Annotated in this window: 30 protein-coding genes; 10 read left to right on the top strand and 20 right to left on the bottom strand. The window is 62.1% G+C overall.

All coding sequences use genetic code 11. From position 1 onward, the window contains the following. Window positions 1-61: 61 nt before the first annotated feature. From dapF to FFI94_RS12590, 4 genes are all read right to left on the bottom strand, one after another. Window positions 62-931 (bottom strand): diaminopimelate epimerase, encoded by an 870-nt coding sequence (gene dapF, locus FFI94_RS12605; RefSeq protein ID WP_138868162.1) that lies wholly within the window; start codon window positions 929-931, stop codon window positions 62-64. A gap of 31 nt (window positions 932-962) precedes the next feature. Continuing rightward, window positions 963-1,634, bottom strand: coding sequence for a class F sortase (locus FFI94_RS12600; protein WP_138868161.1), 672 nt, complete (start codon window positions 1,632-1,634; stop codon window positions 963-965). A gap of 95 nt (window positions 1,635-1,729) precedes the next feature. Further along, window positions 1,730-2,656 carry a tRNA (adenosine(37)-N6)-dimethylallyltransferase MiaA gene (gene miaA, locus FFI94_RS12595; protein WP_138868160.1) on the bottom strand — a complete coding sequence of 309 codons (927 nt, stop codon included), beginning with the start codon at window positions 2,654-2,656 and terminating at the stop codon, window positions 1,730-1,732. Then, on the bottom strand, window positions 2,653-3,384 hold the full coding sequence (locus FFI94_RS12590; RefSeq protein ID WP_138868159.1) for a class III extradiol dioxygenase subunit B-like domain-containing protein: 732 nt from the start codon (window positions 3,382-3,384) through the stop codon (window positions 2,653-2,655). The genes miaA and FFI94_RS12590 overlap by 4 nt, the downstream gene beginning before the upstream one ends. Window positions 3,385-3,523: 139 nt before the next feature. Here FFI94_RS12590 and FFI94_RS12585 point away from each other — a divergent pair, with 139 nt between their 5' ends. After that, window positions 3,524-4,924 carry a DUF349 domain-containing protein gene (locus tag FFI94_RS12585; RefSeq protein ID WP_138868158.1) on the top strand — a complete coding sequence of 467 codons (1,401 nt, stop codon included), beginning with the start codon at window positions 3,524-3,526 and terminating at the stop codon, window positions 4,922-4,924. Window positions 4,925-4,960: 36 nt separating this feature from the next. On the opposite strand, the gene FFI94_RS12580 is transcribed toward FFI94_RS12585, so the two are convergent. Beyond that, window positions 4,961-5,554 carry a hypothetical protein gene (locus FFI94_RS12580; RefSeq protein WP_138868157.1) on the bottom strand — a complete coding sequence of 198 codons (594 nt, stop codon included), beginning with the start codon at window positions 5,552-5,554 and terminating at the stop codon, window positions 4,961-4,963. Continuing rightward, a complete protein-coding gene (miaB, locus tag FFI94_RS12575) occupies window positions 5,551-7,029 on the bottom strand; it encodes a tRNA (N6-isopentenyl adenosine(37)-C2)-methylthiotransferase MiaB (protein WP_260684479.1) in 1,479 nt (492 codons plus the stop codon). The genes FFI94_RS12580 and miaB overlap by 4 nt, the downstream gene beginning before the upstream one ends. 333 nt (window positions 7,030-7,362) lie before the next feature. Here miaB and gluA point away from each other — a divergent pair, with 333 nt between their 5' ends. From gluA to FFI94_RS12555, 4 genes are all read left to right on the top strand, one after another. Further along, window positions 7,363-8,091 carry a glutamate ABC transporter ATP-binding protein GluA gene (gene gluA, locus FFI94_RS12570; protein WP_138873154.1) on the top strand — a complete coding sequence of 243 codons (729 nt, stop codon included), beginning with the start codon at window positions 7,363-7,365 and terminating at the stop codon, window positions 8,089-8,091. A gap of 94 nt (window positions 8,092-8,185) precedes the next feature. Then, complete coding sequence (locus FFI94_RS12565) at window positions 8,186-9,022, top strand: glutamate ABC transporter substrate-binding protein (protein WP_138868155.1); 837 nt, start codon at window positions 8,186-8,188, stop codon at window positions 9,020-9,022. A gap of 100 nt (window positions 9,023-9,122) precedes the next feature. Further along, a complete protein-coding gene (locus FFI94_RS12560) occupies window positions 9,123-9,803 on the top strand; it encodes an amino acid ABC transporter permease (protein WP_138868154.1) in 681 nt (226 codons plus the stop codon). Beyond that, the gene (locus FFI94_RS12555) at window positions 9,800-10,696 is read left to right on the top strand and encodes an amino acid ABC transporter permease (protein WP_138868153.1); all 897 of its coding nucleotides are present in this window, start codon (window positions 9,800-9,802) and stop codon (window positions 10,694-10,696) included. Before FFI94_RS12560 ends, FFI94_RS12555 begins: the two co-directional genes overlap by 4 nt. Before the next feature lie 102 nt (window positions 10,697-10,798). Here FFI94_RS12555 and recX read toward each other — a convergent pair whose 3' ends face one another. From recX to FFI94_RS33640, 8 genes are all read right to left on the bottom strand, one after another. Beyond that, the gene (gene recX / locus FFI94_RS12550; protein WP_138868152.1) at window positions 10,799-11,425 is read right to left on the bottom strand and encodes a recombination regulator RecX; all 627 of its coding nucleotides are present in this window, start codon (window positions 11,423-11,425) and stop codon (window positions 10,799-10,801) included. Window positions 11,426-11,433: 8 nt separating this feature from the next. Further along, window positions 11,434-12,471 carry a recombinase RecA gene (gene recA, locus FFI94_RS12545; RefSeq protein ID WP_033234999.1) on the bottom strand — a complete coding sequence of 346 codons (1,038 nt, stop codon included), beginning with the start codon at window positions 12,469-12,471 and terminating at the stop codon, window positions 11,434-11,436. Window positions 12,472-12,663: 192 nt separating this feature from the next. Further along, on the bottom strand, window positions 12,664-12,858 hold the full coding sequence (locus FFI94_RS12540; RefSeq protein ID WP_033235000.1) for a DUF3046 domain-containing protein: 195 nt from the start codon (window positions 12,856-12,858) through the stop codon (window positions 12,664-12,666). Window positions 12,859-12,905: 47 nt separating this feature from the next. Next, window positions 12,906-14,069 (bottom strand): glycosyltransferase, encoded by a 1,164-nt coding sequence (locus tag FFI94_RS12535; protein ID WP_138868151.1) that lies wholly within the window; start codon window positions 14,067-14,069, stop codon window positions 12,906-12,908. A 32-nt stretch (window positions 14,070-14,101) separates the two neighbouring features. Then, on the bottom strand, window positions 14,102-15,646 hold the full coding sequence (locus FFI94_RS12530) for a glycerol-3-phosphate dehydrogenase/oxidase (protein ID WP_138868150.1): 1,545 nt from the start codon (window positions 15,644-15,646) through the stop codon (window positions 14,102-14,104). A 4-nt stretch (window positions 15,647-15,650) separates the two neighbouring features. Then, complete coding sequence (locus tag FFI94_RS12525; RefSeq protein ID WP_138868149.1) at window positions 15,651-16,289, bottom strand: TetR/AcrR family transcriptional regulator; 639 nt, start codon at window positions 16,287-16,289, stop codon at window positions 15,651-15,653. Between the two features lie 65 nt (window positions 16,290-16,354). Then, the gene (locus FFI94_RS12520; RefSeq protein ID WP_138868148.1) at window positions 16,355-17,065 is read right to left on the bottom strand and encodes a PIG-L deacetylase family protein; all 711 of its coding nucleotides are present in this window, start codon (window positions 17,063-17,065) and stop codon (window positions 16,355-16,357) included. An 18-nt stretch (window positions 17,066-17,083) separates the two neighbouring features. Beyond that, on the bottom strand, window positions 17,084-17,260 hold the full coding sequence (locus FFI94_RS33640) for a hypothetical protein (protein WP_185993182.1): 177 nt from the start codon (window positions 17,258-17,260) through the stop codon (window positions 17,084-17,086). A gap of 223 nt (window positions 17,261-17,483) precedes the next feature. Between FFI94_RS33640 and FFI94_RS12515 the strand changes: the two genes are divergently transcribed. From FFI94_RS12515 to FFI94_RS12505, 3 genes are read left to right on the top strand one after another with little or no spacing between them, the layout of a single operon-like run. After that, window positions 17,484-18,080, top strand: coding sequence for a biotin transporter BioY (locus FFI94_RS12515; RefSeq protein WP_138868147.1), 597 nt, complete (start codon window positions 17,484-17,486; stop codon window positions 18,078-18,080). Window positions 18,081-18,087: 7 nt separating this feature from the next. Further along, a complete protein-coding gene (locus tag FFI94_RS12510) occupies window positions 18,088-18,768 on the top strand; it encodes an energy-coupling factor ABC transporter ATP-binding protein (RefSeq protein WP_138868146.1) in 681 nt (226 codons plus the stop codon). After that, the gene (locus FFI94_RS12505; protein ID WP_138868145.1) at window positions 18,765-19,370 is read left to right on the top strand and encodes an energy-coupling factor transporter transmembrane protein EcfT; all 606 of its coding nucleotides are present in this window, start codon (window positions 18,765-18,767) and stop codon (window positions 19,368-19,370) included. Before FFI94_RS12510 ends, FFI94_RS12505 begins: the two co-directional genes overlap by 4 nt. Window positions 19,371-19,382: 12 nt before the next feature. Here the strand turns inward: FFI94_RS12505 and FFI94_RS12500 are convergent, their stop codons facing one another. From FFI94_RS12500 to pgsA, 5 genes are all read right to left on the bottom strand, one after another. After that, a complete protein-coding gene (locus FFI94_RS12500) occupies window positions 19,383-20,165 on the bottom strand; it encodes a phage shock envelope stress response protein PspM (protein WP_260684037.1) in 783 nt (260 codons plus the stop codon). Between the two features lie 105 nt (window positions 20,166-20,270). Then, complete coding sequence (locus FFI94_RS12495) at window positions 20,271-21,095, bottom strand: PspA/IM30 family protein (RefSeq protein ID WP_138868144.1); 825 nt, start codon at window positions 21,093-21,095, stop codon at window positions 20,271-20,273. Between the two features lie 166 nt (window positions 21,096-21,261). Continuing rightward, entirely contained in the window at window positions 21,262-21,651 is a 390-nt protein-coding gene (locus FFI94_RS12490; RefSeq protein ID WP_138868143.1) for a helix-turn-helix domain-containing protein, read from the bottom strand. A gap of 145 nt (window positions 21,652-21,796) precedes the next feature. Beyond that, window positions 21,797-22,294 (bottom strand): CinA family protein, encoded by a 498-nt coding sequence (locus FFI94_RS12485; RefSeq protein WP_138868142.1) that lies wholly within the window; start codon window positions 22,292-22,294, stop codon window positions 21,797-21,799. A gap of 3 nt (window positions 22,295-22,297) precedes the next feature. Continuing rightward, window positions 22,298-22,942, bottom strand: coding sequence for a CDP-diacylglycerol--glycerol-3-phosphate 3-phosphatidyltransferase (pgsA, locus tag FFI94_RS12480; RefSeq protein ID WP_138868141.1), 645 nt, complete (start codon window positions 22,940-22,942; stop codon window positions 22,298-22,300). A gap of 120 nt (window positions 22,943-23,062) precedes the next feature. On the opposite strand from pgsA, the gene FFI94_RS12475 reads away from it, so the two are divergent. Beyond that, window positions 23,063-23,587: an amino-acid N-acetyltransferase gene (locus FFI94_RS12475; protein WP_138868140.1), complete on the top strand. Its 525-nt coding sequence runs from the start codon at window positions 23,063-23,065 to the stop codon at window positions 23,585-23,587. Window positions 23,588-23,618: 31 nt separating this feature from the next. Beyond that, a complete protein-coding gene (locus FFI94_RS12470) occupies window positions 23,619-23,900 on the top strand; it encodes a YciI family protein (protein WP_138868139.1) in 282 nt (93 codons plus the stop codon). Between the two features lie 5 nt (window positions 23,901-23,905). Here the strand turns inward: FFI94_RS12470 and FFI94_RS12465 are convergent, their stop codons facing one another. Further along, window positions 23,906-24,880 carry a TerC family protein gene (locus FFI94_RS12465; RefSeq protein WP_138868138.1) on the bottom strand — a complete coding sequence of 325 codons (975 nt, stop codon included), beginning with the start codon at window positions 24,878-24,880 and terminating at the stop codon, window positions 23,906-23,908. Window positions 24,881-24,921: the final 41 nt, after the last annotated feature.

The following is a 24,921-nucleotide window of genomic DNA, read 5'->3' as shown; positions in this document are numbered from 1 at the left end:
ATCCATGTTCCCACGAAACCTCACAGCGGCGCATCCGCTTTTCGCGCACGGCATACGCAGCTCATGCGAGTGATCGCCACCAGTCGTCACTGATCGATCCGGTTGCGAGGAGAACCGACGGTCCGCGAAGCTCAGCGGCACCCTGCTCGATCGCGACCTGAACCTCTCCGCCGAGAACTCGGACGGTGACAGTGCCCTCACTGCGACCGTCGTGCCGCAACGCCGCTGCCGCCGCCGCGACAGTCCCGGTTCCACACGAACGTGTCTCACCCACACCCCGCTCGTACACGCGCATGCCGACGGCACCGTCTTCGAGTGGCGTCACGAATTCCACGTTCACGCCGTGCGGGAAGAATGCCGGATCGAATGCCGGTGCGATCGACAGATCCAGCGCAGCCAACTGCTCGGCGTATAGGTCCTTTTCGACGCAGGCCAAGTGCGGATTGCCGACATCAATTCCCAGACCGGTGAAGGCCCGGCCCTCGATGCTGGCGCTGCTGGTTCCCAACTCGGTGACAGTTCCCATGCCTACGGTGACATCACCCGCGGTGGCGCCTGTGGCATGAACCACCACCGGCCTTGCACCGGCCCGGCTACCGACGACGAACTCGCGACGGTTCTCGAGACCGGATGCCGTCAGGTAATGCGCAAACACCCGAACACCGTTTCCGCACATCTCGGCGATCGAGCCGTCGCCGTTGCGGTAGTCCATGAACCAGTCGTCGGCGGCAATTCCCGCCGGAATCTCGCTCAGGACACCAGCGTCGGCAAGTGCACCGGCGCGCGCGACACGCAGGATGCCGTCGGCACCCAATCCCTGACGACGGTCACAGAGCGCCGCGACGCGCGCCGGCGCGAGATCGATCGCGACATCGAGATCGGGAAGCACGACAAAGTCGTTCTGAGTGCCGTGACCCTTGCTGAAATCCATGGGCGCTATCTTATCCGGACCGCCCGGACCCCTACGCCGGTGAGGCAGTGACCACCAGGTTGTGCTCGTACGTGAAACCGGAGGGCATCGACGGATCCGGAACCGTCGGGCCGCCGCAGGTAACCAGCACCAGCCTCGGCGCACCGGTGTCCTCGAAGAACTCAGCCGGCAAAGCCACCTTCTCGTAGAGCTTCAGACTCGCCGCGGTGTACGTGTACATGGTGCCCGCGTCGTCGGTGGCGTAGATCGGCGTTCCCGGTTTGATCTGATGCAACGGCCAGAGCGCACCGTGGGTGCGGTCACCGTCGTCGACGTGCCCGGCAACAAGATTCGTGCCGTCCGGCTCGCCGAAGTGCACGTCGTTGAGGAAGTGCGACACCTTGTCGGGATGCGGGAGGATCATGCCGCGACTGGCGCCCAGACCGCTGGTCACGATGTCGGCTCGCACGTCGAGGTCCGGAATCGCGAGGGTGTTGGGCGGGAGGTCGGTCGGTACGGGAGCCCAGACAATTCCGGGGTCCGGCGCTGTTCCGACCTCGAACGGAGCGTCGGGCAATGGTGCGCTGATCGGTTTTCCCGCGGCACTGACAGCCAGGTAGACAAGGATTCCACCCGCTGCCAGTAACACGACCAGGAGAAGAATCAGGGGCAGAGTTGCCTTGTGCTTGCGGGGCGTTCGAGCGTGCGCCGCGGTCTCCACCATGTTCTCGTCACCCTTCGTCAGCTAGCCATCGTAACCAATAGCCATAACTGTAAGATAGCTGACTTCGGGAATTTGTTACACAACAGTCCGCACAACTAGTGCATTTCTCCCAGCACGGCCGAGCGCGCGGCATCCAGCAAACCGTCAGCGCCGCCGTCGAGCCACTGCACTCGCGCATCGCGACGGAACCACGACCGCTGACGCCGAACGTATCGACGAGTCCCGATGAAGGTGCGCTCGAGCGCCTCCGCGAGGTCGTATTCACCGTCGAGATGAGCCAGCACCTGCGAATAGCCGATCGCTCGCGGCGCGGTCACGCCGTCGCGGAGGCCTCGTTCGATCAACGCCTCGACCTCACCGACCAATCCGGTGTCGAACATCAACTCCGTCCGCAGCCGAATACGCGCATCCAACTGTTCCGTATCCCGATCGACACCCAAGATCCTTGTACCCCAACGAGGTTCACCGATCTGGGGAGCTGACGCCGCAAATGGCTGTCCGGTCAACTCCACCACCTCGAGCGCCCGCACCATGCGGCGGCCGTCGGTCGGAAGTATCGACGCAGCCGCAACGGGATCCGCCGCCACCAACGCGGCATGCACCGCTGCGATGCCTTCCTCTGCAAGCACAGCTTCCCACCGCGCACGCACCACGGGGTCGGTGGCCGGGAAGGCCCACTCGTCCAGGAGCGATTGCACGTACATCATGGAACCACCGACGATGACGGGCACTTTCCCCTCCGCCATCAACCGCTCCGCGATGGTGATGGCGTCATGTTGGTACCGCGCCACCGTGGCAGTCTCGGTGACGTCGAGAACGTCGAGCAGGTGATGCGGAATGCCGCGGCGTTCACCGAGTGGAAGTTTTGCAGTGCCGATGTCCATGCCGCGGTAGAGCTGCATCGCGTCGATATTGATGATCTCGCCGCCGAACTCCTGCGCCAGGTCGAGTGCAAGATCGGACTTACCCGCAGCCGTCGGACCGACCACGGCAATGGGTCGACAATCACCGTTGACGCTCATGGACGCCACATCCCGACGTGATAGCCGACGCCCAGCGGTGCACTGCTGTAGTGCACTACAGCGTCGGGTTGCGCGGTGAACACCGACGCCAGCACCTGCCAGACGGCTCGGCCCGACGCACCTATCTCCTCGCACAGCGCAGGATCCAGATCCAGAAGAGCCGCCCGATCCCCCGCCCCGAGCGCAGCGTCGATCACTGCCTGGACTGGCGCTGCCCGCTCGTCGAAGCTGCCCGGCGCCTTGGGACTGAGGGTCGACGCTCCATCCGCGAGAACCAGCAGGCCGACCGGCTCGTCTCCGGCGTCCAGAATTTCGCGCAGCTTCGCGCCGAGTGCGCGACATTCGTCCACCGACGCGGTAGTTGAAATCAGGTGCACGTCGACAGACACTTCCCGCCCGCTCTGCTCGCGGAGCCAACCCGCAACCAAGACAGCCAACGGCAACTCCGGATTGACCGGCCCCCGCGCATCACCGTCGAGTTGGGTGCGGACATCAGCTCCGAAGCCGGCAAAGGTTCCGACCTCACCCTGGCCCACACCTACTGTTCCCGCAATTTCCAGGACTTTCTCGGTGTCGCCGCCCACCGCGATCCATCGCGGAGCAGTGGCTGCCAGTTCCCGAACTACCCGGAGCGTCGCCGCTCGGACCTCGCCGGCCGGAGCCGAGTCGCCCGACAATTGGGGAACAAGAAGTGGGGGTGACGGGACCAGTGCGGCAGCTGTGAACACAGATGCCACGCTAGTCCAACCCGAGGTGACAACCTGACACCCTGTTACCTGATTCAATAGTCCTAGAACGTGAGTACCGGGTTCAATGGAACCAGGAATGCGATCAGGCAGCCGTGACGCGCGGCAGAGACGAGGACCGATGACCGAGAACAGCGAACCCACCACCGGAACAGAGACAAGCTCGACGCCCGGCACACCAACCCCCGGTGCTGCCAAGCCGAGTGCGTCGACGCCGAAACCCGGCGCTCCGAAACCAGGTGGACCGCGACCAGGCGCGCCACGGCCAGGACCGGCTGCCAGCCGTCCGGCAGTACCGACTACCCCTGCAAGCGACCCGAGCAAGTTCGGCCGCGTCGAGGAAGACGGCACCGCGTGGGTGAAGACCGCTGACGGTGAACGCCAGATCGGATCGTGGCAGGCCGGTGACGCCGCCGAGGGCCTGGCCCACTTCGGTCGTCGCTACGACGACCTCGCCACCGAGGTCACTCTCCTCGAAGCGCGCCTGACCTCCGGTGCCGGTGATGCGAAGAAAACCAAGGCCGCAGCCGTTGCGATTCTGGAAACGCTTCCCACCGCAGCAGTGATCGGCGATCTCGACGCGCTTGCCGCACGCCTCGACCACATCATCGCCGGTTCGGACGAAGCCGCAGCTCACGCCAAGGAGGAGAAGGAGCAGTCGCGGGCAACCAACACTGCACGCAAGGAAGCCCTTGCTGTCGAGGCAGAACAGATCGGCACCCAGTCCACCCAGTGGAAGACCGCCGGCGATCGCCTGCGCGAAATCCTCGACGAGTGGAAGACCATTCGCGGTATCGATCGTAAGGTCGACGACGCGCTGTGGAAGCGGTACTCCAAAGCCCGCGAATCCTTCAATCGTCGACGTGGCGCCCACTTCGCAGAATTGGACCGAGACCGCGCCAGCGCCCGCTCCACCAAGGAAGAACTGGTCGAGCGCGCCGAAAAGCTGTCGACGTCCACTGAATGGGGACCGACGGCAGGCCAATTCCGCGATCTTCTCACCGAGTGGAAAGCCGCAGGTCGCGCACCTCGCGAGGCCGACGACACACTGTGGGAACGGTTCAAGACCGCGCAGGACGTCTTCTTTGCAGCGCGTAATGCCGCAGCTGCAGAACGTGACGCAGAGTTCGAGGAGAACGCGAAAGCCAAGGAAGCACTCCTGGCCTCGCACGCCAACATCGATCCCGAGCACGGCCTCGACAGTGCCCGTGCGTCACTGCGCGACCTGCAGGAGAAGTGGGATGCCATCGGCAAGGTCCCGCGCGATCGCATGCAGGATCTCGAGGCAAAGCTCAGGGCTCTGGAAAGCAAGGTCCGTGACGCCGTCGACGCACAGTGGCGTCGTACCGACCCGGAGGCCCTCGCCCGCGTAGCCCAGTTCAAGGAACGGGTCACGCAGTTCGAGGAGCAGGCCGCCAAGGCCGAAGCTGCCGGCAAGACCAAGGATGCGGAGAAGGCGCGCGCTCAGGCCAAGCAGTGGCAAGAGTGGGCGGACGCAGCCGAAGGCGCAGTCAACGACTGAGCGGGTTTACCCGTCGGCTGGCCCCGCCCCGCGAGGTCAGCCGGCGTTCCACTGCTGGTTTTGCTCTGCTTCTGCGGCAGCGATGCGTCGCTGTTCCTCGGCAGCCAACTGGATTGTCGTGCGCGCCCAGACGACCTTGAGCCAGTGGAACGTCAAGAACATGACCGTGAACCAGCCGATGACCAGCCCGATCGACGGTCCGGCTACGTGGAACGCTTCGGGAATCGTCTGACGCGACCAAATTGCCATCATGCCGAGTGCACTTGCGACGGCACTACCGGCCAGCGCGATCCAGGCCACCGACCAACGACGCGTAACCAAGGCAAGCATCGAGAATCCGATGCCGAAGATCACAACAAACCACACATACAGGCGCGAGAACAGCGCGATGCGCTCGGAAACCGCGTCCTGGTTGAACGCCAAGACATCCCAGCCGTTGGCGACCCCGGCGTGCGGAAGCGCAAGCGTTCCGACGAGCACCAGAACGGCTATCGCAACAACCATCGCCCGAACACCCGGATCGATTTCGCCGGCAATCTTTCGCTCGACGGCATCCAGATCGGAACGGTATTCCTCGAAGGAAGCGTCGTCGCCGGAAGGCGACGTCCTGTTGTCGTGTGCTGAACTCATGAATTGCATCCCATCTGAACGGGTTGTGGGGCTGGGGCACCGATCTTCGGCAGTCCGAGACCGACACCGATCGGTGCGGTCTTGGGCGTGATCCCCTGGTCGAAAGAATCTCCGGCACGCGTGCGCCGGTGAGTGAGCACGCCGTCGTCGGCAACGAGGTGGTGCGGCGCGCCGTGCGTGACGACTACGGTCACGACGTCACCGGGGCGAATCGAGGAGTCCACATTGCCTTCGGGCCGGAAATGCACCAACCGACCGTCACGGGCGCGACCACTCATTCGGTGTGTGGCCGCATTCTTACGGCCTTCACCGGCAGCAACAAGGAGCTCCACTTCGGTGCCCACGAGTTTGCGGTTCTCTTCGATGTTGACTTCTTCCTGCACCGCCAGAAGTCTCACGTAGCGTTCCTGGACCACGTCCTTGGGGATCTGGTCTTCCATCTCTGCTGCCGGAGTGCCGGGGCGGATGGAGTACTGGAACGTGTACGCGTTCGAGAACCGTGCCTTGCGTACGACATCGAGGGTTTCCTGGAAGTCCTCTTCGGTTTCGCCAGGGAAGCCCACGATGATGTCCGTGGTGATCGCGGCGTGTGGCATTGCGGCCCGCACCTTCTCGATGATTCCGAGATACTTGGACTTGCGGTAGGACCGCTTCATCGCCTTGAGGACCTTGTCGGACCCGGACTGCAACGGCATGTGCAACTGCGGGCACACGTTGGCAGTGGTCGCCATAGCCTCGATGACATCGTCGGTGAATTCCGCGGGGTGCGGCGATGTGAACCGGACGCGCTCGAGCCCCTCGATGTTTCCGCAGGCCTTCAGCAGGGACGCAAAAGCCCCGCGGTCGCGCGGTTGCTCGGGATCGGCAAAGGACACGCCGTAAGCGTTGACGTTCTGACCGAGCAATGTCACCTCGGACACGCCTTCGTTCACCAGCGCCTGCACCTCGGCCAGGATGTCGCCCGGACGGCGATCAACTTCCTTGCCGCGCAGGGCGGGGACGATACAGAACGTGCAAGTATTGTTGCAGCCAACGGAGATGGAAACCCAACCGGCATAAGCAGATTCACGCTTCGCCGGCAGTGTCGACGGAAACGCCTCCAGCGCGTCGAGGATTTCGACCTCGGCCCGCTGATTGTGGCGCGCGCGGTCGAGTAGCGCAGGCAGCGAACCGATGTTGTGCGTCCCGAAGACCACGTCGACGATCGGCGCCCGCTTGACGACGGTCTCGCGGTCCTTCTGCGCAAGGCATCCACCGACAGCAATCTGCATGTCTGGCTTGGCCTTCTTGTTCTGCGCCAACATACCGAGTGTTCCGTACAGTTTGTTGTCGGCATTCTCGCGGACGGCACAGGTGTTGAAGACCACCAGATCGGGATCGACGCCGGACTCCACCTTGCGATAACCCGCATCTTCGAGAAGTCCCGACAGGCGCTCGGAATCGTGGACATTCATCTGGCAGCCGTGAGTCCGCACTTCGTAGGTGCGGGCAGGAGGCGCTGCGTCGGATACCGACGCCTCAGCGGTGTTGGAAGCCGACGCCTCAGTGGTGGTAGCCGAAGGCGCGGTGGGGGTCTTTTCGTCGATCAGTGACACGCTTCAGCCTAGCTCACGTCCACTACGACGTGTAATAACGCCCAGGTAAACCGACAAAGCACCATATAAACGTCAGCGGCGTAAAATTTTCACTACCGTTACGCAGAACCCTGACGAAATGCGGGGCACAGACGGAAACTACGCCTAAGGTTCTCGGTTATGACCCACGCCGACGATGCGCAGACGCCGACCACCTCCGGCGATTCCACATCCATGATCTCGATGACTTCGGTAAACAAGCACTTCGGGGATCTTCATGTGCTCCAAGAGATCAATCTCGAAGTGCCCCAGGGCCAAGTTGTGATCGTCCTGGGTCCGTCCGGTTCCGGCAAGTCGACGCTGTGCCGGACCATCAACCGGCTCGAACCCATCGATTCAGGCACCATCGCAGTCGACGGTAAGACCCTTCCCGAGGAAGGCAAGGCCCTCGCGGCGCTCCGCGCCGACGTCGGCATGGTTTTCCAGTCGTTCAACCTCTTTGCCCACAAGACGATCCTCGAGAACGTCATGCTCGCACCGATGAAAGTCCGCAAAGCCAAGAAAGAGGACGCAAAGAAGACCGCTCTTCAGTTGCTCGAGCGTGTCGGAATTGCCAATCAGGCCGACAAGTACCCGGCGCAACTTTCCGGCGGTCAGCAGCAGCGTGTCGCCATTGCTCGCGCTCTCGCGATGCAACCGAAAGTGATGCTGTTCGACGAGCCCACCTCCGCCCTCGACCCCGAAATGGTGAACGAAGTCCTCGACGTCATGACTTCCCTCGCAAAAGAGGGCATGACCATGCTCGTCGTGACCCACGAAATGGGCTTCGCACGTAAAGCCGGCGATCGGGTGCTGTTCATGGCTGACGGCCAGATCGTCGAAGACACCAACCCGACAGAGTTCTTCACCCAGCCCAAGTCGGATCGGGCCAAGGACTTCCTCGGAAAGATCCTCACGCACTGATCAAGTCCTGCACCGACGTCCACACGACACCCGTCTCGACTTCAGAGTTCGAATGTCGACACATTCGAACGTCGTCACAACTGAGAGGATCTCCATGAAGATCAATCGTTCCGTCCGTTTCGGAATCGGAATCATGGCCATCGCGTTCGCTGCCACAGCCTGTGGCGGCGGCGAGGAGAGCAAGACCGTCAGCGAGAACGCTGCTGACGGCAAGCTCACCATCGGTATCAAGTTCGACCAGCCGGGGCTCGGCTTGCGTAACGCAGACGGCACTTACACCGGTTTCGACGTCGAGGTCGCGAAGTACGTCGCAAACGAGTTGGGTGTGAAGCCCGAGAACATCACGTTCAAAGAGTCACCGTCCGCCCAGCGCGAGACGTTGATCCAGAACGGCGAGGTCGACTACATCGTCGCCACGTACTCCATCACGGACGCACGTAAGGAAAAGGTCAGCTTCGCGGGACCGTACTTCGTCGCCGGCCAGTCGCTGCTCGTCAACGCCGACAACACCGATATCACCGGCCCCGAATCTCTGAACGGTGGCAAGATCCTGTGCTCGGTGGCTGGTTCCACCCCCGCGCAGAAGGTGAAGGACACCTACGCCAAGGATGTTCAGCTTCAGGAGTTCGACACCTACTCAGCGTGTGTCGAAGCGCTGCGCAACGGCAAGGTCGACGCGGTCACGACCGACGACATCATTCTCGCCGGCTACGCGGCCCAGTCCCCCGGCGCATTCCGTATCGCCGGTGAGCCGTTCACGACCGAAAACTACGGAATCGGTCTGGCCAAGGACGATTCCGAAGGCCGCGGCAAGATCAACGACGCCATCGAGAAGATGATCTCGTCCGGTGCGTGGGCAGAAGCATTCACCGAGACGGTCGGCCCGTCCGGTTACCCGATGCCCGCGCCGCCCACCGTCAACCGGTACTGACCCCACTGAGCAGTAGCCATTCCAGGTGGGGTTTCCATATCCGGAAACCCCACCTGGGCAAGCACTTTCAACAACGACCCATGAACTGGGGAGACGGTAAGTGAAAATACTCGACGATTACGGAAGCCAGATCCTCGAAGCGTTCTGGACCACGATCCAGCTCACGATCTTCTCGGCGATCGGCGCATTGATACTCGGAGTGATTGTTGCCGCGATGCGGGTGTCACCCGTACCTGTCGCCCGATTCCTCGGCGCCGCTTATGTCACTGTCTTCCGCAATACGCCGCTCACCCTGATTCTGCTTTTCTGTGTGTTCGGCCTGTACCAAACTCTCGACATCAGCCTGGCATCGACCAGTTCGTCAACGTTCGTGATCGACAACAACTTCCGCTTGGCGATCCTCGGACTGAGCATCTACACCGCGTCGTTTGTGTGCGAGTCGATTCGCGCCGGAATCAACACTGTCCATGCCGGACAGGCAGAAGCAGGACGGTCCCTGGGGTTGACCTTCCTGCAGAACCTCCGACTCATCGTTCTTCCGCAAGCTTTCCGCGCTGTGATCGCACCGCTCGGTAGCGTCCTGATCGCTCTCACCAAGAACTCCACCGTCGCCGCCGTCATCGGCGTGTCCGAGGCATCCAAATTGATGAAGGAGATTCTCGAAAACGAAGCCGCACTCTTCTTGACCGCAGGAATCTTTGCAGTCGGCTTTGTCATCTTGACCCTGCCGACCGGATTGCTCTTCGGCAAGCTCGCCAAGAAATTCGAGGTCTCACGATGACTAAGCAAGCAACGGTCCTCTACGACGCACCCGGCCCGAAGGCTCGGGCGCTGTACCGACTCGCTTCGGTTGTCGTAGCCGTCCTCGCCCTCGCTATCGCGTTTGTCGTGTATCGCGCACTTGACGACAAAGGACAGCTGACCTCGGCTAAATGGGATCCATTCCTACAGGCAGACGTCTGGTCGACATATCTGCTTCCCGGTATCAAGGGCACCTTGGTTGCGGCGGCACTGTCCATCGTGCTCGCACTGATCCTCGGCGCAATTCTCGGTATCGGCAGATTGTCCGATCACCGCGTCGTACGCATCATCAGTGGTGTCATCGTGGAGTTGTTCCGCGCGATTCCCGTGCTTCTGCTGATCATCTTCATGTACGCAGTTTTTGCCGAATACAAGGTCGTCAAACTCGACTATCTTGCGCTCACCGCCGTCGTCGTGAGTTTGACGCTCTACAACGGATCGGTGATCGCCGAAATCGTTCGCTCGGGAATCAACTCACTCCCCCGCGGACAAAGCGAAGCCGCCAAAGCTCTCGGCATGCGCAAATCTCAGATCATGGTGACAATCTTGCTTCCCCAGGCGGTCACAACCATGCTGCCGGCACTGATCTCGCAAATGGTTGTTGCACTCAAGGATTCAGCGCTGGGTTACATCATCGGCTACACCGAACTTGTTCGACAGTCCACCCAGTTGGGTGCGGCGTTCCAGAACTACCTGCCTGCGCTCATGGTGGCTGCAGTCATCATGATCATCTTGAACTCGTCGCTGACCTACCTGGCAACCAAGGTGGAGAAGCGTCTGCGATCAGGAAAGCGTAAGGGTAAGGGCCCGATCGCTCCGCCGGTCGCCGATGTTGCGGTGTCGGTTCCAGGAATGGATCTGACCACGCCGTGAGCTGATCGACCTGCTGCTCCACTGAAACGTGAAGCGGGGTGTGTCACCGAGTTCGGTGACGCACCCCGCTTCACGTTTTTGTTGCCTATGACTCTGCATTGCCTACGACTCTGCGGCAGCCATCTCGGCTTTGACGACCTCGTACGACATGCTCGCCGAGTAGCCCTTGCGCGCAAGCATCGCCACCAGCCGTCGCATCACCTTGTCGCGATCGTCAACCGGCTTGTTGCGCAACTTCTTTCGAACAAGATCTGCTGCGCGCTCGCGCTCGTCTTCTGGCTCGATCTGCGACAACGCTTCTGTTGCCACGTCCTGATCGACACCCTTGAGTCGAAGCTCGACGGCCAACGCCTTCTTGCCCTTGCCGGAATAGGTATGACGCGAATGCACCCACTGGTTGGCAAAATCCGCGTCGTCGATGAGACCGATCTCCTGGAGACGGTCGAGCGTCCGGGTAATAATGTCGGTCTCGAATCCCCGACTGATCAGCTTCTTCTCCAACTCGGACCGACTGCGCGCGCGGTCTGTCAGGAGGCGCAGGCAAGCATCTTTTGCCTGCGCCTCCGTGCCGCCTTCAGCGCGGGCACCTTCACCACGCTGCCTGCGTCCACCGTGCTGTCTGCCTTCACCGTGCTGGTCGCTGCCACCACGGCTCCCTGTCCGATCGGACCGCGAGCGAGACCGTCGATAACCGGTGTCGCCGCCACCGTCATCGTCGATGTACTCCATGACAGGGCTCAGAAATCGGCGGGTGCTTCATCGGTAGCGGTGACATCAGCACCGATACCCAGCTTTTCCTTGATCTTCTTCTCGATCTCGTCACGGATGTCGGTGTTCTCCAGCAAGAACTTTCGAGCATTCTCCTTGCCCTGGCCCAACTGGTCGCCTTCATAGGTGTACCAGGAGCCGGACTTGCGGATGAACCCGTGCTCGACACCCATGTCGATGAGCGAGCCTTCCTTGCTGATGCCCTGGCCGTAGAGGATGTCGAACTCGGCCTGCTTGAACGGCGGAGCGACCTTGTTCTTGACCACCTTGACGCGGGTACGGTTACCGACTGCGTCGGTGCCGTCCTTGAGCGTCTCGATGCGGCGAATGTCCAGACGGACCGACGCGTAGAACTTCAATGCCTTACCACCGGTGGTGGTTTCGGGTGAACCGAACATCACACCGATCTTCTCGCGAAGCTGGTTGATGAAGATAACGGTGGTGCCCGAGTTGTTCATGGCACCGGTGATCTTTCGCAGTGCCTGGCTCATCAGACGAGCCTGGAGACCGACGTGGCTGTCTCCCATTTCGCCTTCGATTTCGGCGCGGGGAACAAGTGCGGCCACGGAGTCGACGACGATGATGTCGAGAGCGCCGGAGCGGATCAACATGTCGGTGATCTCGAGCGCCTGCTCACCGGTATCGGGCTGGGAGACCAGCAGTGCGTCGGTATCAACACCCAACTTGGCCGCGTAATCCGGATCGAGTGCGTGCTCCGCGTCGATGAATGCAGCGATGCCGCCGTTGGCCTGCGCATTGGCAACCGCGTGCAGTGCAACAGTGGTCTTACCCGAAGATTCCGGGCCGTAGATCTCGACGACTCGACCACGAGGCAACCCGCCGATGCCCAGCGCGACATCGAGTGCGATGGAACCCGTGGGGATCACCGCGATGGGCTGGCGGACGCCTTCACCCAAGCGCATCACCGAACCCTTGCCGAAATTCTTGTCGATCTGCGCCAACGCGAGGTCGAGCGCCTTGTCCCGATCTGGTGCCTGTGGTGCCATCGTGATCCCCATTCTCAAGTCTCTTCAGTGATGTTGCGATCAGAGTAGATCCGGCTACCGACAAACTTTTGATTCGTCGTGTCGAACTACCCGAACCCTGCATTGCGGAAGCGGCAGTTACCACCGAACACACTCAGCATAGACGAACATCTGTTCGAAACACAGGTAAGGATCGCACATTACCGAAATAAACTAGCGACGCGACGGCGGCACGTCGAATTCCGCGCACAACGCACGCCACACCTCGCGGGGGTCCTGGCCTGCCTCGATAGCCTCTGCGGCCGTCAGTCCGCCAAGACTCAGGATGACGTGGTCGAGCAGCATCGAGTCACCTCGCACCTGCCCGAACTCTTCTCGTACCAATTCGTGAAACTCGGTCAATCGCACGGGCGCCACGGTAGTCCACACAGGCAGCTGTGCACACTCCGTACAGGTCAGGCCGCCGCTACCCCGGCCACGACTTCCCGACACACCGCCACCGGGTCGCGGACGTCCGTAGCCGTCGCCGCGGCAGCGCCGGCCGCTTCCGCGAAGCTGCGCTCGGAGAGAACCCGCAGCACGGCGTCCCTGATGGACCCGGCATCAGCCGGTCGCACGATCACCGCACTACCGGCGCGAGCAGCACGATTCGCCAACTCCCACTGATCGCCGCCGCCGGGAACAATCACCGTCGGTACGCCGGCCGACAGAGCTTTGGCCAGCATTCCGTGCCCACCTCCGCACACCAGAACCGAAGCATCGCGCAGCATCACATCCTGACGGCCGAGCCCCGCACGAACCCAGTCCGGATACCGAGCGTCCGAACCGTCCAGAACCGACGCGATCAGTCGCAGCCCGGCCCCGTCCAAACCGTCGACGGTTTGCTCGAGCATTCCCACCGCACCGGTGTGCGCGGTAGACGGCGCCACCATGACCAACGGCTGCGAACCACGCGGCGCCTCCAGTGTCTCCGTTGTCGGTTCCCACAACAACGGACCGACGACGTGTGCGTGGGCAGGCCAGTCCGGCCGCGGAACTTCCAACGCAGGAATCGTCGCGATCAATCGCGCATGAGGACCTGGATCCACTGCGGGGAGCCCGACCCCGACGCGCGCGTCGGATCGCTGGGCCAACCCCTGCTTGATCGAACGACCCGTTGCCGCTCGCATCACGGTGTCACGCAGGCGGCCGCGCAGCCCGACGCCGGGAGCCAACCCACTACCGATGGGCGGCAGGCCCCGGGACGGCAAATACAGCGGATGGGGCGAGAGCTCGACCCACGGAATTCCCAGCCGCTCGGCCGCCAATCCGCCTCCGGCAGTGAGGATGTCCGAGACCACCAGATCCGGGGCTACTGCTTTGAGATCGGGGAGAAGTTCCGTCGAGATGTATGCCGCTCGCGAATGAATCCGCGCGCCGGCGTCAAGGTCGTCGTCACCGGGCCTCGGCGCCAACCCTTTGAGAGGTTCGGTGTTCACTCCCGCGGCGCGTGCCTTCTCCACCCATCTCGACCCGGTGAACAGAATCGGCTCGTCGCCCGCGGCGATCAGCGCCAGTGACAACGCTATTGCGGGAAAAGCATGACCCGGGTCCGGCCCGGCAACAACGGCTACTCGCACCGCATCAGCGTGTCACACGCCACAACGACGGGTCATACCGCCCGGAATGCCCGCTCCGCCTCCGGCAACGCACGTTCACGGTCGGAAGCCACCAGGCCGATCCGCGTCCGACGGTCCAGGATGTCGGACGCGTCGAGCGCCCCCTCGTGAGAGACGGCAAAGGCGAGTTCGGCGGCGCAGATATCCAGACCGGCCACCTGCCGAAGTCCGTCACCGCCCACCCCGGCAATCGCTTCGGCTTCGGTGCCGTACCGCGCCACCAATCCGGCGGGCGCTCGAACTTTGTCCAACACAGCGCGCGATGCGGCACCGACCAACGGCACGTTGCGCGTTCGGCACGGACCCGCGTTCAATCCGCCGGCTTCGACGGCGCAGTCGACGGCGTCTTCCGCCATCTTGCGGTACGTCGTGAGCTTGCCACCGACAACGGTGATCACATCGGTCGCCGACCGGACCACCGCATGATTACGGGACAGGTCGGCAGTCGCTCCCCCGCCGGTGTCCAGCAACGGTCGCAAACCGGCAAAAGTACCAAGCACATCGGCCCGGGTCAACGGAACTTCCAAAGCCGTATTCACCGTAGCGAGAAGGAAATCCACTTCCGCATCCGACGCTTGCGGCACATCGGGAACCGGCCCGGGCGCCGCTTCGTCGGTCAAGCCGAGATAGATCCGGCCAAGTTGCGCCGGCAACGCAAAGACAAATCGATTGGTCTCACCTGGAATCGGAACCGTCAGGGCCGCAGTGGGATTGCCCAGCGATTTCGCGTCGAGCACCAGATGCGTGCCGCGGCTCGGTCGCAGGGTGATGCTGGGATCCACCTGATCTGCCCACACGCCCGTCGCGTTCACTACTGTCCGGGCACGCAACAGGAACTCGGTTCCGGTCAACTCGTCCCGCAGTGTCGCGGACGTACCGGAAACCTCGTAGGCACCCACCCTGGTCAGAATCCGAGCACCGAAGGACGCCGCTGTGCGGGCGATATTCACAACCAGCCGAGCGTCGTCGATCAACTGACCGTCGTAGGCCGTCAGCGCACCGCGAAGGTCGGCCTGCCGCACTGCCGGCACCAACTCCCGTGCCCGAGACGCGCTCACTGCGCGCGAGCGAGGCAATACCGACGACGGTGTCCGAGCTGTTGCCCGCAATACGTCACCGGCAGTAAATCCGGTCCGTACCAAGGACTTTCCGAAGAACGACGTCTGCGGTAGCAACGGTACGAGTTGCGGCATCGCCCGCACGAGATGCGGCGCGGTGCGCGTCATGAGAATTCCGCGTTCGACCGCACTCTCACGGGCGATACCGATATTTCCCGACGCAAGATACCGAAGTCCGCCGTGAGCGAGCTTCGAGCTCCACCGACTGGTGCCGAAGGCCAGGTCGTGCTTGTCCACCAACACCACGCTCAGGCCACGCGTCACGGCGTCCAATGCCACACCGACACCGGTGATTCCGCCGCCGATGACCAGAAGGTCCACGGAACTTCCGCCGGAGAGTTCATCCCATTCGCGGGTCCGACGGGCGGCGTTGAGCGCCGACGGATCGGCATTCGGTGCAGTGCGATCACTGTCGGCCATGACGCTATCCGTCGGTTCCCGCAGTCGGCGTCAGGTACGCCGCGACCGCAATTCTCAACTGCTGCACTGCTGCGTCGGCGGAGAGTCGCTCCTGCAGTGTCGGGGCCGAGAACACCACCGACTGTGCCATCAGCAACAACATCGACGCTATCTCGTCGGTATTTCCGTGACGGATCGATCCGTCTTGCTGCCCGGCAGTGACCACAACCGTGATCAAATCGAGGATCGACTTCTGGCTGGCACCAATTCGATCCACGATGTAGGTGGTCAGCAATTCCTGGTCGGTCGATCGAATCTTCACGAACAGCGGATGATCACGAATCTCGGCGACAACGTCCACCAGAGCAGCGAGAAGTAGGTCCCGCGCCGAACCGGTCGTCTCTATTTCAGGGAGGACCGCGCGAATTTCGCGTGTCAGGAGGTCGGCGACTACAGCCCGCGTGTCTGGCCAACGACGGTAGACAGTCGGCCGAGAAACACCGGCGCGTCGAGCGATCTCGGCCAACGTGGTGCGCTGCATACCGAAATCGAGCACGCACGATCGGGCGGCATCAAGAATGAGATTGTCGATCGCGAGGTTTGGAGTGCGCTGACCGTCGCCCTTTCGCGCCAGGACTTGATCATCTGCGTTACGGATTGCCATCGTGTGTAACACGCTACCTGACGTGCCGCCGAGCAGTGCGACTAGGACACCGCGTGTTCCGACTATCAGAAATAGTACAACTCGAACCCGACTGCTCGGTCGGCCGCGAAGCCAGGTATCCGCCCCGACACCATGTCGATCTGAGCCTGCGCCTGCTCACGAACCGGAACGTCACTCAGTGCCGCCAGATACCGCGAATGCTCTGCGAGGGAATCCACCGCGCGCGCCACCGTGGTGCTCACATCGACGCCGTGGGTCGGTGTCATCGAACTCACAGCAACCCACCGAACTCCGGTCCACGGTTCCGGGCCGTCCGACAGTTCCGGAAAGATCCACTCGTTGGCCGCATCCGAGGTCGCGTCGAGGACACTGATTCCCAACGCTCGATGATCGGCACTGTTGAGATAACCAGGACCCCAGGTGTTCGAGAAGTTCATCGTCACCACCAGTTCCGGTTGGTGACGCCTGATCACGGCCGCCAACACCGATCGCAGTTCGAGTCCGGCTGTCAGCCGACCATCCGGAAAACCAAGGAACTCCACCTCGGTCACTCCGACCGCAGCGGCGCTACGACGCTCTTCTTCCTCCCGGACGGGCCCGGACTCCTCCGGTGGCAGTCCCGCGATCCCCGCTTCCCCGCTCGTCGCGAGTACGTATCTGACGTCCTTGCCTTGATCGGTCCATCGGGCTACCGCAGCAGCCGCTCCGTACTCAATGTCATCGGGATGGGCAACGACCACAATCGCACGCTGCCAGTCCTCGGGGAATGGTTCCATACCGGACGATTGTGCCTGTCACATCCGGGACACGGGTGAGTTTTCATCGTTGCCCGACATCGCCTTCACCAGGAAGTAGATGCCGACACCCAGCGCGCCGACCACCAGAATCCAGAACAGACCCTTGATCAAGGCCCCGACCACTGCGAGCGCGATCCACACGAGGACCACAGCCAACACGATTTTCCAGAACATGACGTACCTCCGCTTGCCGTAACTTCGTATCCGGGACTGCCCGTGAGACCAGCCTGACACGTTCAGCCGGACAAAGCAGCAGCTCATCGGCAAGATCAGGTAAAGATCAGGGTTCACCCTGATCAACCATGATCAGACTGGGCATGCATCCAAACCGCCGCGCCGCGGCGCTGACGTAGACTCGCGAAGTTCCATCCAGTACGCCCTAAGGAGCACGTTCGCCGTGTCTACCACCCGAATTCCGGCCCGCGATCTCGCGCATATTGCAGTGTTCGCGGCCCTCATCATCGCATTGGGTCTGCCGGGGGCGATCAACATCGGGATCTCCGGTGTGCCGATCACCCTTCAGTCACTCGGTGTGATGATGGCCGGCGCGCTCCTCGGGCCTCGTAAGGCGGTATTGGCGGTACTGACCGTGATCGCACTCGGCCTGGTCGGACTGCCGGTCCTCGCCGGCGGGCGGACTGCGTTGTTTGCGCTGTCGAGTCCCACTGCCGGGTTCTTGATCGGCTGGATACCGGCGGCGTTTGTCATCGGATGGCTGACCACGAAGATGCTCCCGAAGTACAGAATCATTCCCGGAATCGGCATCAACCTTCTCGGCGGTGTTGTTGTTCTCTACCTGTTCGGCATCGTCGGCATGATGATCCGGGGACATATGACCTTCCTTGCCGCGTGGACCGCCAACGCAGCGTTCATCCCCCTCGACGCCGCCAAAGCCGTTGTCACCGCGGTAGTCGCGGCTCAGGTCCATCGTGCGTACCCGGCGCTGCTACGTGACAGCGTCGCCGCCCGCGCAAAAACAGTAGCGGCGAACTGATCCTTCGATGAGCGAGATTATCTTCGAAGGCGTCGGACACAGTTTCGGCGAACGCACCGTGCTCGATCGTGTCGACCTGGTCCTGACAGAGCAGCGTATCGGGATCGTCGGCGCAAACGGCAGCGGCAAGTCGACGCTTGCCCGCATGATCAACGGATTGGTGATTCCGGCAACAGGTTCCGTGCGTATCGACGGTTTGGATACCGCCAAGAAGGGGCGCGACGTACGCAAGCACGTCGGCTTTGTCTTCACTGATCCCAATCATCAGATTGTCATGCCCACCGTCGCCGAGGACATCGAGTTTTCGCTACGGAGAAGCGGATTGGGCAAGGCTGAACGAGCCAGGAAAGTCACGTCCGTTCTCGAGCGCTTCGGACTGGCGTCACACAGCGACCATCCCACCCATCAACTCTCCGGTGGTCAGAAACAACTTCTTGCTCTCGCCGCAATCATGGTGACCGAGCCGAAGGTACTGGTGGCAGACGAGCCGACGACGTTGCTCGACCTGCGTAACTCACAGCTCATCAGCTCTGTCTTCGCTTCGCTCGAACAGCAGTTGATCGTGGTCACCCACCAACTTGATCTGCTCGCCTCGTTCGACCGGGTTCTGGTGATCGATCGCGGAGGTGTGGTTGCCGACGGTGCGCCGGCGGATTCGGTCGACTTCTACCGTTCCCTCGTCTCGTGACGACACTCGGCCACTACCGCCCCGGAACCTCGATCCTGCATCGGGCCCGACCGGGCTACAAACTTCTCGCGCTCATCGTCGCGATTGTCGCGGTGTCGGTATTCGTGCGCAGCCCTTGGCAATTGGTGCCACCCACGATTGTTGTCGTTGCGCTCTACGTGGCCGCGCGGATTCCGCTGCGCACCGCGATCGCCCATCTACGCCCGGCGCTGTGGATGCTCTTGTTCATCGGCGGCTTCCAGATTCTCGTCGCCGGGTGGGAGCGCGCGGCGGTAGTGTGCGGAGTTCTGATTCTCTCGATCGCACTCGCCGCGCTCATGGGTCTGACAACCCGAATCTCGGAAATGCTCGACGCGATCACGGCCTTCCTCACTCCGCTTCGCCGCTTCGGGGTCAATCCCGAGAGAATCGCGCTGCTACTGGCCATGACCATCCGGTGCATCCCGTTGATGTTCGAGGTCATCACTCAGGTGTCCGAAGCCCGGAAAGCTCGCGGACTCGGTTTCTCGCTTCGGTCTTTTGCCGTTCCCGTCATCATCGGAACCCTCATGACCGCCGACGCTATGGGTGAGGCACTGGCTGCGCGTGGAGCCGACGACTGAACCCGAACCAGTTCAGCGATACTTCCGAGTGATTTCGTCAACCTCACCGATCGCGTCGGCCAGGCTGGACAGACGCTCCGCAGCCGAATGCAGAGCCGACAGCTCACGGTTGAATCCCACCAGGGCGGACGGAGTATGCGGCGCCGTCAAAGTGGCGGCCGCATTGACCAGATCCTCGTACTGACCGAGTCCGGCATGTAGCTCACGTACCGCGCCCGCGATAGTCGGTTCGAGTGTCTCGGCAACCTTGGGGGTCGATGTCACGGCCCGTTCCATCGACGCGATGTCGGACGACACCGCGAACATCGCACGCAATGCGGAATCCGCGGTAACAGTGATCTCGTCGAGTTCGCCGGGATCGATGGTGTCTGCACGCCGCAGCACACCAAGAATTTCGAACAGCGACGTTTCTGCCCCGACCAGTCGCGACATCGGAATAAATGCCTGCGACGACGACGGTGGCAGTCGCCGCCGGATCGGAGCGGGCGGCGGCCCGGCATTCATCGACCGGTAGCGCCCGACTGCAACAACGGCGGGTACCGCGAACAGTGCGGCTCCCCCACCGGCGACAACAACGGACCAGTCCGGCGCCGACGCCACCGCAAGCCCGGCAGTGCCGATCACGGTTCCGCCGGAGATGAAACCCCAGCGCTGAGCCCGTCGCCTCGCACGGGCTCGTTTGCGCTCGAACTTCGCCCGCGGATCCTGCCACCGCCGTGCTGCCTCGGCGGCGGACGCCGTCACTTCGCGGAGCGAATCCGCAGTACGGCCCAGAGCGCCGAATGCGCCGGACATGGAAACAGGAGCGGCCGACCTGGGCTCTCGCTCAGGCCGGCCACCTCGTGAAGAAAACATCAGTGTGTCGAATCGTATATCTCTGGAAACTGCAGACCGTCTTTTCTACTGCCCGGTTGTTCCGGCAGCAGGCGGCTGCTTTTCGATGGATGTGGGCGCCGGTGCCGCTTGCGTCCCAGCTTGCGACCCACCGGAGGGCAATGCCTCGCCCTTCATGGACGCACGAATCTGCTCGAGTCGGCTGTGCCCGGCCATCTGCACGGAAGCCTGCTGGACCTCCATCATCCGACCCTGAACAGAGTTCTGGGCAAGTTCGGCCGAACCGAGGGCATTGGCGTAGCGACGCTCGATCTTGTCGCGAACGGCGTCGAGGCTGGGCGTGTTGCCGGGTGCCGACAGCGTGCTGTCCATGGATCGCAGCGACTCGCTGACACGTTCCTGCATCTTGGCCTGCTCGAGCTGGCTGAGCAGCTTCGTGCGCTCGGCAACCTTGGCCTGAAGCGTCATCGCGTTCTGTTCGACGGCCTTCTTCGCCTGCGCGGCAGCCTGCAAAGACTGATCATGCAGGGCCTTGAGATCTTCGACACCCTGCTCGGCGGTGACGAGCTGAGCGGCAAAAGCCTCAGCGGCATTCGTGTACTGGATCGCCTTGTCGTTGTCGCCGGCAGCGGCGGCCTGATCAGCGAGGTTGACGGCCTGACGCGCGTTGGCGTTGAGCTTTTCGACCTCGTCGAGCTGACGGCTGAGCTTCATTTCAAGCTGACGCTGGTTACCGATCACCGACGCGGCCTGCTGCGAGAGCGCCTGGTGCTGACGCTGCGCGTCCTCGATCGCCTGCTGGATCTGGATCTTCGGGTCGGCGTTCTCGTCGATCTTCGAATTGAAGAGCGCCATCAGGTACTTCCAGCCCTTGACGAAAGGATTAGCCATGGGTTTGATCCTGCCTCCATCTGATGCGCCGCGCGCTACGCGACCCGGTGAACGACCGTCGCACACCGAAACTCACCAATACATCAGGGCTGCGCTCCAACTGCCCTGACCCTGCACTGCCATACCGGTATATCTACAGAATCTATCGGGTTCAACCGGCCAGTAGCTACGCAGCAGCCAAACTGCGCGCGTTGGGCGCCGGAATCACCACTCGGGTATCCCGGGCGATGGACGGCGAACCAGACACCTGCGCCGACACAGCAGCAGTTGCACCGGCTGCCGCGGCACCGGAGACCGGACGACCGAGCCCGGAGTTGGACTTCTTGGTGGCCAGAGTTTCGCTGACGTCGACCAACACGTCGGACAGCGGTACGGCAAGCGCATCGCAAATCGCGGCCAGCAGTTCACTCGACGCTTCCTTGCGTCCACGTTCCACCTCGGACAGGTAGCCCAAGCTCACGCGCGCACTGTTCGACACCTCACGTAGCGTGCGACTCTGCGAAACGCGCGTACGCCGGAGACTGTCACCGATTGCCTCACGCAATAGCAGCGCCATCTCGCTCCTCCTTCATCCGTCGTGCCGGGCCTGTCATCTCACAGGTCCGCACCGTCACTGACCACATCGATACCGCCGTGACACCTTGGCTGTTGCACACCTTCACAACAGTCAACGTCCGAACTCGACCGATTGGTTCCCGAGCCTATCGTGCCCGGCGCTCTTCAACACGATCACATAACCGCGACACGGCTGCCGCGACTGCAGCGATTCGAATCTCCCACCGCTCTCCTGTCAACGACAGACGCTCACACAGAGTTCCGTCGGGCCCGGCAATCCCCAGGAAAACAGTGCCGACGGGGTTCCCGTCCTGTTCGGTCGGCCCCGCCACACCGGTCAATCCGACGCCCCAATCGGCGACACATCGAGTGCGGGCACCGTCGGCCAGAGCAATCGCCGTCGATGCTGACACCGGGCCGTCGAGCGCCAACTCGACTGGGTCTACGCCCGCCAGCGTCGCTTTCAGATCGGTTGCGTACACCACGAGGCCGCCGCGCAGGACTTGGCTCGATCCAGGAACCGATGCCACCGCAGCCGTGAACAGACCGGCAGTCAGCGACTCCGCAGCAGCGACGCTCTCCCCCGCAACCGCCAACGCGGCCACCAACTCGGCGACACCGAGGCCCAGCAGCGGATCGCGCACAGGTCAGTGTCCGTCTCGTTCGGCGAACCGGACGCCGGCACGCAATCTGATGGCTTGCACGACATATTCGAGGCCGGTGACGACGGTCAGCACAACCGCCGCGGCCATCAGGAGCCAGCTGACCACGTCCCAGCCGCTCGGCAAGGGGCACAGGTAGAAACCGATCGCTACGGCCTGGACGAGCGTCTTGAGCTTGCCGCCCTTGCCGGCGGGAATCACAGCATGACGGAGCACCGCAAAACGGAGCAGTGTGATTCCGAGTTCGCGGGCGATGATCACCCCGGTCACCCACCACGACAGATCACCGAGCATCGACAACCCGATAAGCGCAGCACCGATCAGTGCCTTGTCCGCGATGGGATCCATCAACTTGCCGAAGTCGGTGACCAGACCGTATTTCCTGGCCAGCTGGCCGTCGATCCGGTCGGTCACCGCCGCGACGATGAAGATCGCCATCGCGCCCAAACGCCACGACGTTGTCTGACCGTGGTCGACAAAAAGCACGACGAGAAAGACCGGAACAAGAACGATCCGAATCATCGTCAAGATGTTCGCGATGTTGAACAGTGGGACGGGTTTGTCCGCCGGGGTTCCTCCCGGCCCTACAGCAGCCCGATGGGCATCTGCTTGGTCACGCGGGGAACTCATCGGATCACCGCGCGGAAGACGGGCCGAACCCGGACGGTAACCGGGCGGGCGGGGTATTTCGTGGAGCGGACAGGCACGCGACTCAGAATATCGGTAGACCCATTGACTAATGTGCACCACATGACTTCCACCGCATCGAACGATACCGAGAGCCACTTGATCGTGCGGCGGGCACGAACATCCGATGTCCCGGAAATCAAACGCCTCATCGACATCTATGCCGGCAAAATCCTGCTCGAAAAGAACCTGGTGACGTTGTACGAGGCTGTGCAGGAGTTCTGGGTTGCCGAAAAGGACGGCCAAATCCTTGGTTGCGGGGCGATGCACGTCCTGTGGGCTGACCTCGGCGAGATTCGCACTGTGGCAGTAGATCCCACCGTCAAGGGGCAAGGTGCCGGCTTCCAGGTCGTCGACAAACTGATCGAGGTTGCTCGTGAACTGGAATTGGAGCGGTTGTTCGTGTTGACCTTCGAAACCGACTTCTTCCATCGCCACGGGTTTGTCGAAATCGAGGGAACTCCGGTCACTGCCGAGGTCTACACCGAGATGTGCCGGTCATACGATGCCGGTGTCGCCGAGTTCCTCGATCTCAGTTACGTCAAACCCAACACCCTCGGAAATACCCGTATGCTTCTGACGCTCTGATCTGGTCACTCACATCCCGAAAGCGGTCCCGATGTCGTTGTTCCTCGTCGAATACACCTACGATCCCGAAACGAACGCCGAACGCGACGCCCTTCGCCCCGATCATCGAGCGTGGCTCGGCGATCTTCTGGAGCGTGACATCGTGGTGTCGTCCGGCCCGTTCGCCGACGGCTCGGGAGCACTCATCATCGTCGACACGGCGGACGCCGACACCGTGGCGCTTCTGTTCACGCACGATCCGTTTGCCAAAGCCGACCTGGTCGCGAATGTCCGGATCACCGAGTGGGTACCGGTGCTGGGTCAGTTGGCCTGACCGACTCAAGCCCGGTCGCGGGTCTTCAACAGGCTCGCGACCGTGGTTACGGCCAACACGCCGATGATGACGGACAGCGACAACGCCGTCGAAATCTCGGGCACGCTGACGTGTTCCCCACCGTTGACAAACGGCAGCGTGTTCTCGTGCAGTGCGTGCAGTACCAACTTGACGCCGATGAACGCGAGGATGATCGACAACCCGTACGAGAGGTAGACCAGTCGTTCGAGCAGTCCGCCGATGAGGAAATACAGTTGGCGTAGGCCCATCAACGCAAAGGCGTTGGCGGCGAACACGATATACGGTTCCTGGGTCAGACCGTAGATTGCCGGGATGGAATCCAGCGCGAACAGCACGTCCGCAAATCCGATTGCGATGAGCGCCAGCATCAACGGCGTGACAACACGCTTCCCGTCGATCCTGGTGACCAATTTGTCGCCGTCGTACTCCTCGGTGGTGGGCAGCACCCGCTTCACGATGCTGATGATGCGGCTGTCTCGTTTCTCTTCGGCTTCCTTCTCATGCCCGTGGTCGCGGACCAACGTGTATGCGGTGTAGATCAGGAAAGCTCCGAAGAGGTAGAACACCCAGCTGTAGGCATTGATTGCCGCAGCGCCCACCGCGATGAAAATCCCTCGCATCACCAATGCGAGCACAATGCCGATCAGCAGGACCTTCTGCTGGTACTGGGGCGGCACCGCAAACGTCGACATGATGATGACAAACACAAACAGGTTGTCGACCGACAGCGCCTTCTCCGTGACGTAGCCGGCAAAGTATTCGCCGCCGTACGTCGTCCCCCAGATCCACATCACGATCAGACCGAAAATTATCGCGATCGAGATGTAGACCGTCGACCAGAATGCCGACTCACGAAATGTCGGTGCATGAGGCGTCCGGACGTGCGCGAAGAAATCGAAGACAAACAGGCCGAGTATCACCACTATCGTGATAACCCACGTCAACGGTGTCACATGCACGAGCAACCTCCGGTCGTCTGCCGACGGTTACCCGCCGACCC

It is taken from the genome of Rhodococcus sp. KBS0724 (assembly GCF_005938745.2).
Taxonomy (GTDB): domain Bacteria; phylum Actinomycetota; class Actinomycetes; order Mycobacteriales; family Mycobacteriaceae; genus Rhodococcus_F.
Note: the sequence above shows the minus strand (reverse complement) of the source record. Positions and strands in the feature narration are given on the sequence as shown.

Excerpts from the sequence above, each read along its gene's own strand:
- FFI94_RS12530 (WP_138868150.1), bottom strand. The coding sequence starts at position 15,646 with ATGGCCGACAGTGATCGCACTGCACCGAATGCCGATCCGTCGGCGCTC.
- FFI94_RS12470 (WP_138868139.1), top strand. The coding sequence starts at position 23,619 with ATGTCGTTGTTCCTCGTCGAATACACCTACGATCCCGAAACGAACGCC.
- FFI94_RS12510 (WP_138868146.1), top strand. The coding sequence starts at position 18,088 with ATGAGCGAGATTATCTTCGAAGGCGTCGGACACAGTTTCGGCGAACGC.
- recA (WP_033234999.1), bottom strand. The coding sequence starts at position 12,471 with ATGGCACCACAGGCACCAGATCGGGACAAGGCGCTCGACCTCGCGTTG.
- miaA (WP_138868160.1), bottom strand. The coding sequence starts at position 2,656 with ATGAGCGTCAACGGTGATTGTCGACCCATTGCCGTGGTCGGTCCGACG.
- FFI94_RS12580 (WP_138868157.1), bottom strand. The coding sequence starts at position 5,554 with ATGAGTTCAGCACACGACAACAGGACGTCGCCTTCCGGCGACGACGCT.
- FFI94_RS12475 (WP_138868140.1), top strand. The coding sequence starts at position 23,063 with ATGACTTCCACCGCATCGAACGATACCGAGAGCCACTTGATCGTGCGG.
- FFI94_RS12490 (WP_138868143.1), bottom strand. The coding sequence starts at position 21,651 with ATGGCGCTGCTATTGCGTGAGGCAATCGGTGACAGTCTCCGGCGTACG.
- pgsA (WP_138868141.1), bottom strand. The coding sequence starts at position 22,942 with ATGAGTTCCCCGCGTGACCAAGCAGATGCCCATCGGGCTGCTGTAGGG.
- FFI94_RS12520 (WP_138868148.1), bottom strand. The coding sequence starts at position 17,065 with ATGGAACCATTCCCCGAGGACTGGCAGCGTGCGATTGTGGTCGTTGCC.
- gluA (WP_138873154.1), top strand. The coding sequence starts at position 7,363 with ATGATCTCGATGACTTCGGTAAACAAGCACTTCGGGGATCTTCATGTG.
- FFI94_RS33640 (WP_185993182.1), bottom strand. The coding sequence starts at position 17,260 with ATGTTCTGGAAAATCGTGTTGGCTGTGGTCCTCGTGTGGATCGCGCTC.
- FFI94_RS12555 (WP_138868153.1), top strand. The coding sequence starts at position 9,800 with ATGACTAAGCAAGCAACGGTCCTCTACGACGCACCCGGCCCGAAGGCT.
- dapF (WP_138868162.1), bottom strand. The coding sequence starts at position 931 with ATGGATTTCAGCAAGGGTCACGGCACTCAGAACGACTTTGTCGTGCTT.
- FFI94_RS12585 (WP_138868158.1), top strand. The coding sequence starts at position 3,524 with ATGACCGAGAACAGCGAACCCACCACCGGAACAGAGACAAGCTCGACG.
- FFI94_RS12525 (WP_138868149.1), bottom strand. The coding sequence starts at position 16,289 with ATGGCAATCCGTAACGCAGATGATCAAGTCCTGGCGCGAAAGGGCGAC.
- recX (WP_138868152.1), bottom strand. The coding sequence starts at position 11,425 with ATGGAGTACATCGACGATGACGGTGGCGGCGACACCGGTTATCGACGG.
- FFI94_RS12495 (WP_138868144.1), bottom strand. The coding sequence starts at position 21,095 with ATGGCTAATCCTTTCGTCAAGGGCTGGAAGTACCTGATGGCGCTCTTC.
- FFI94_RS12500 (WP_260684037.1), bottom strand. The coding sequence starts at position 20,165 with ATGTCCGGCGCATTCGGCGCTCTGGGCCGTACTGCGGATTCGCTCCGC.
- FFI94_RS12565 (WP_138868155.1), top strand. The coding sequence starts at position 8,186 with ATGAAGATCAATCGTTCCGTCCGTTTCGGAATCGGAATCATGGCCATC.
- FFI94_RS12600 (WP_138868161.1), bottom strand. The coding sequence starts at position 1,634 with ATGGTGGAGACCGCGGCGCACGCTCGAACGCCCCGCAAGCACAAGGCA.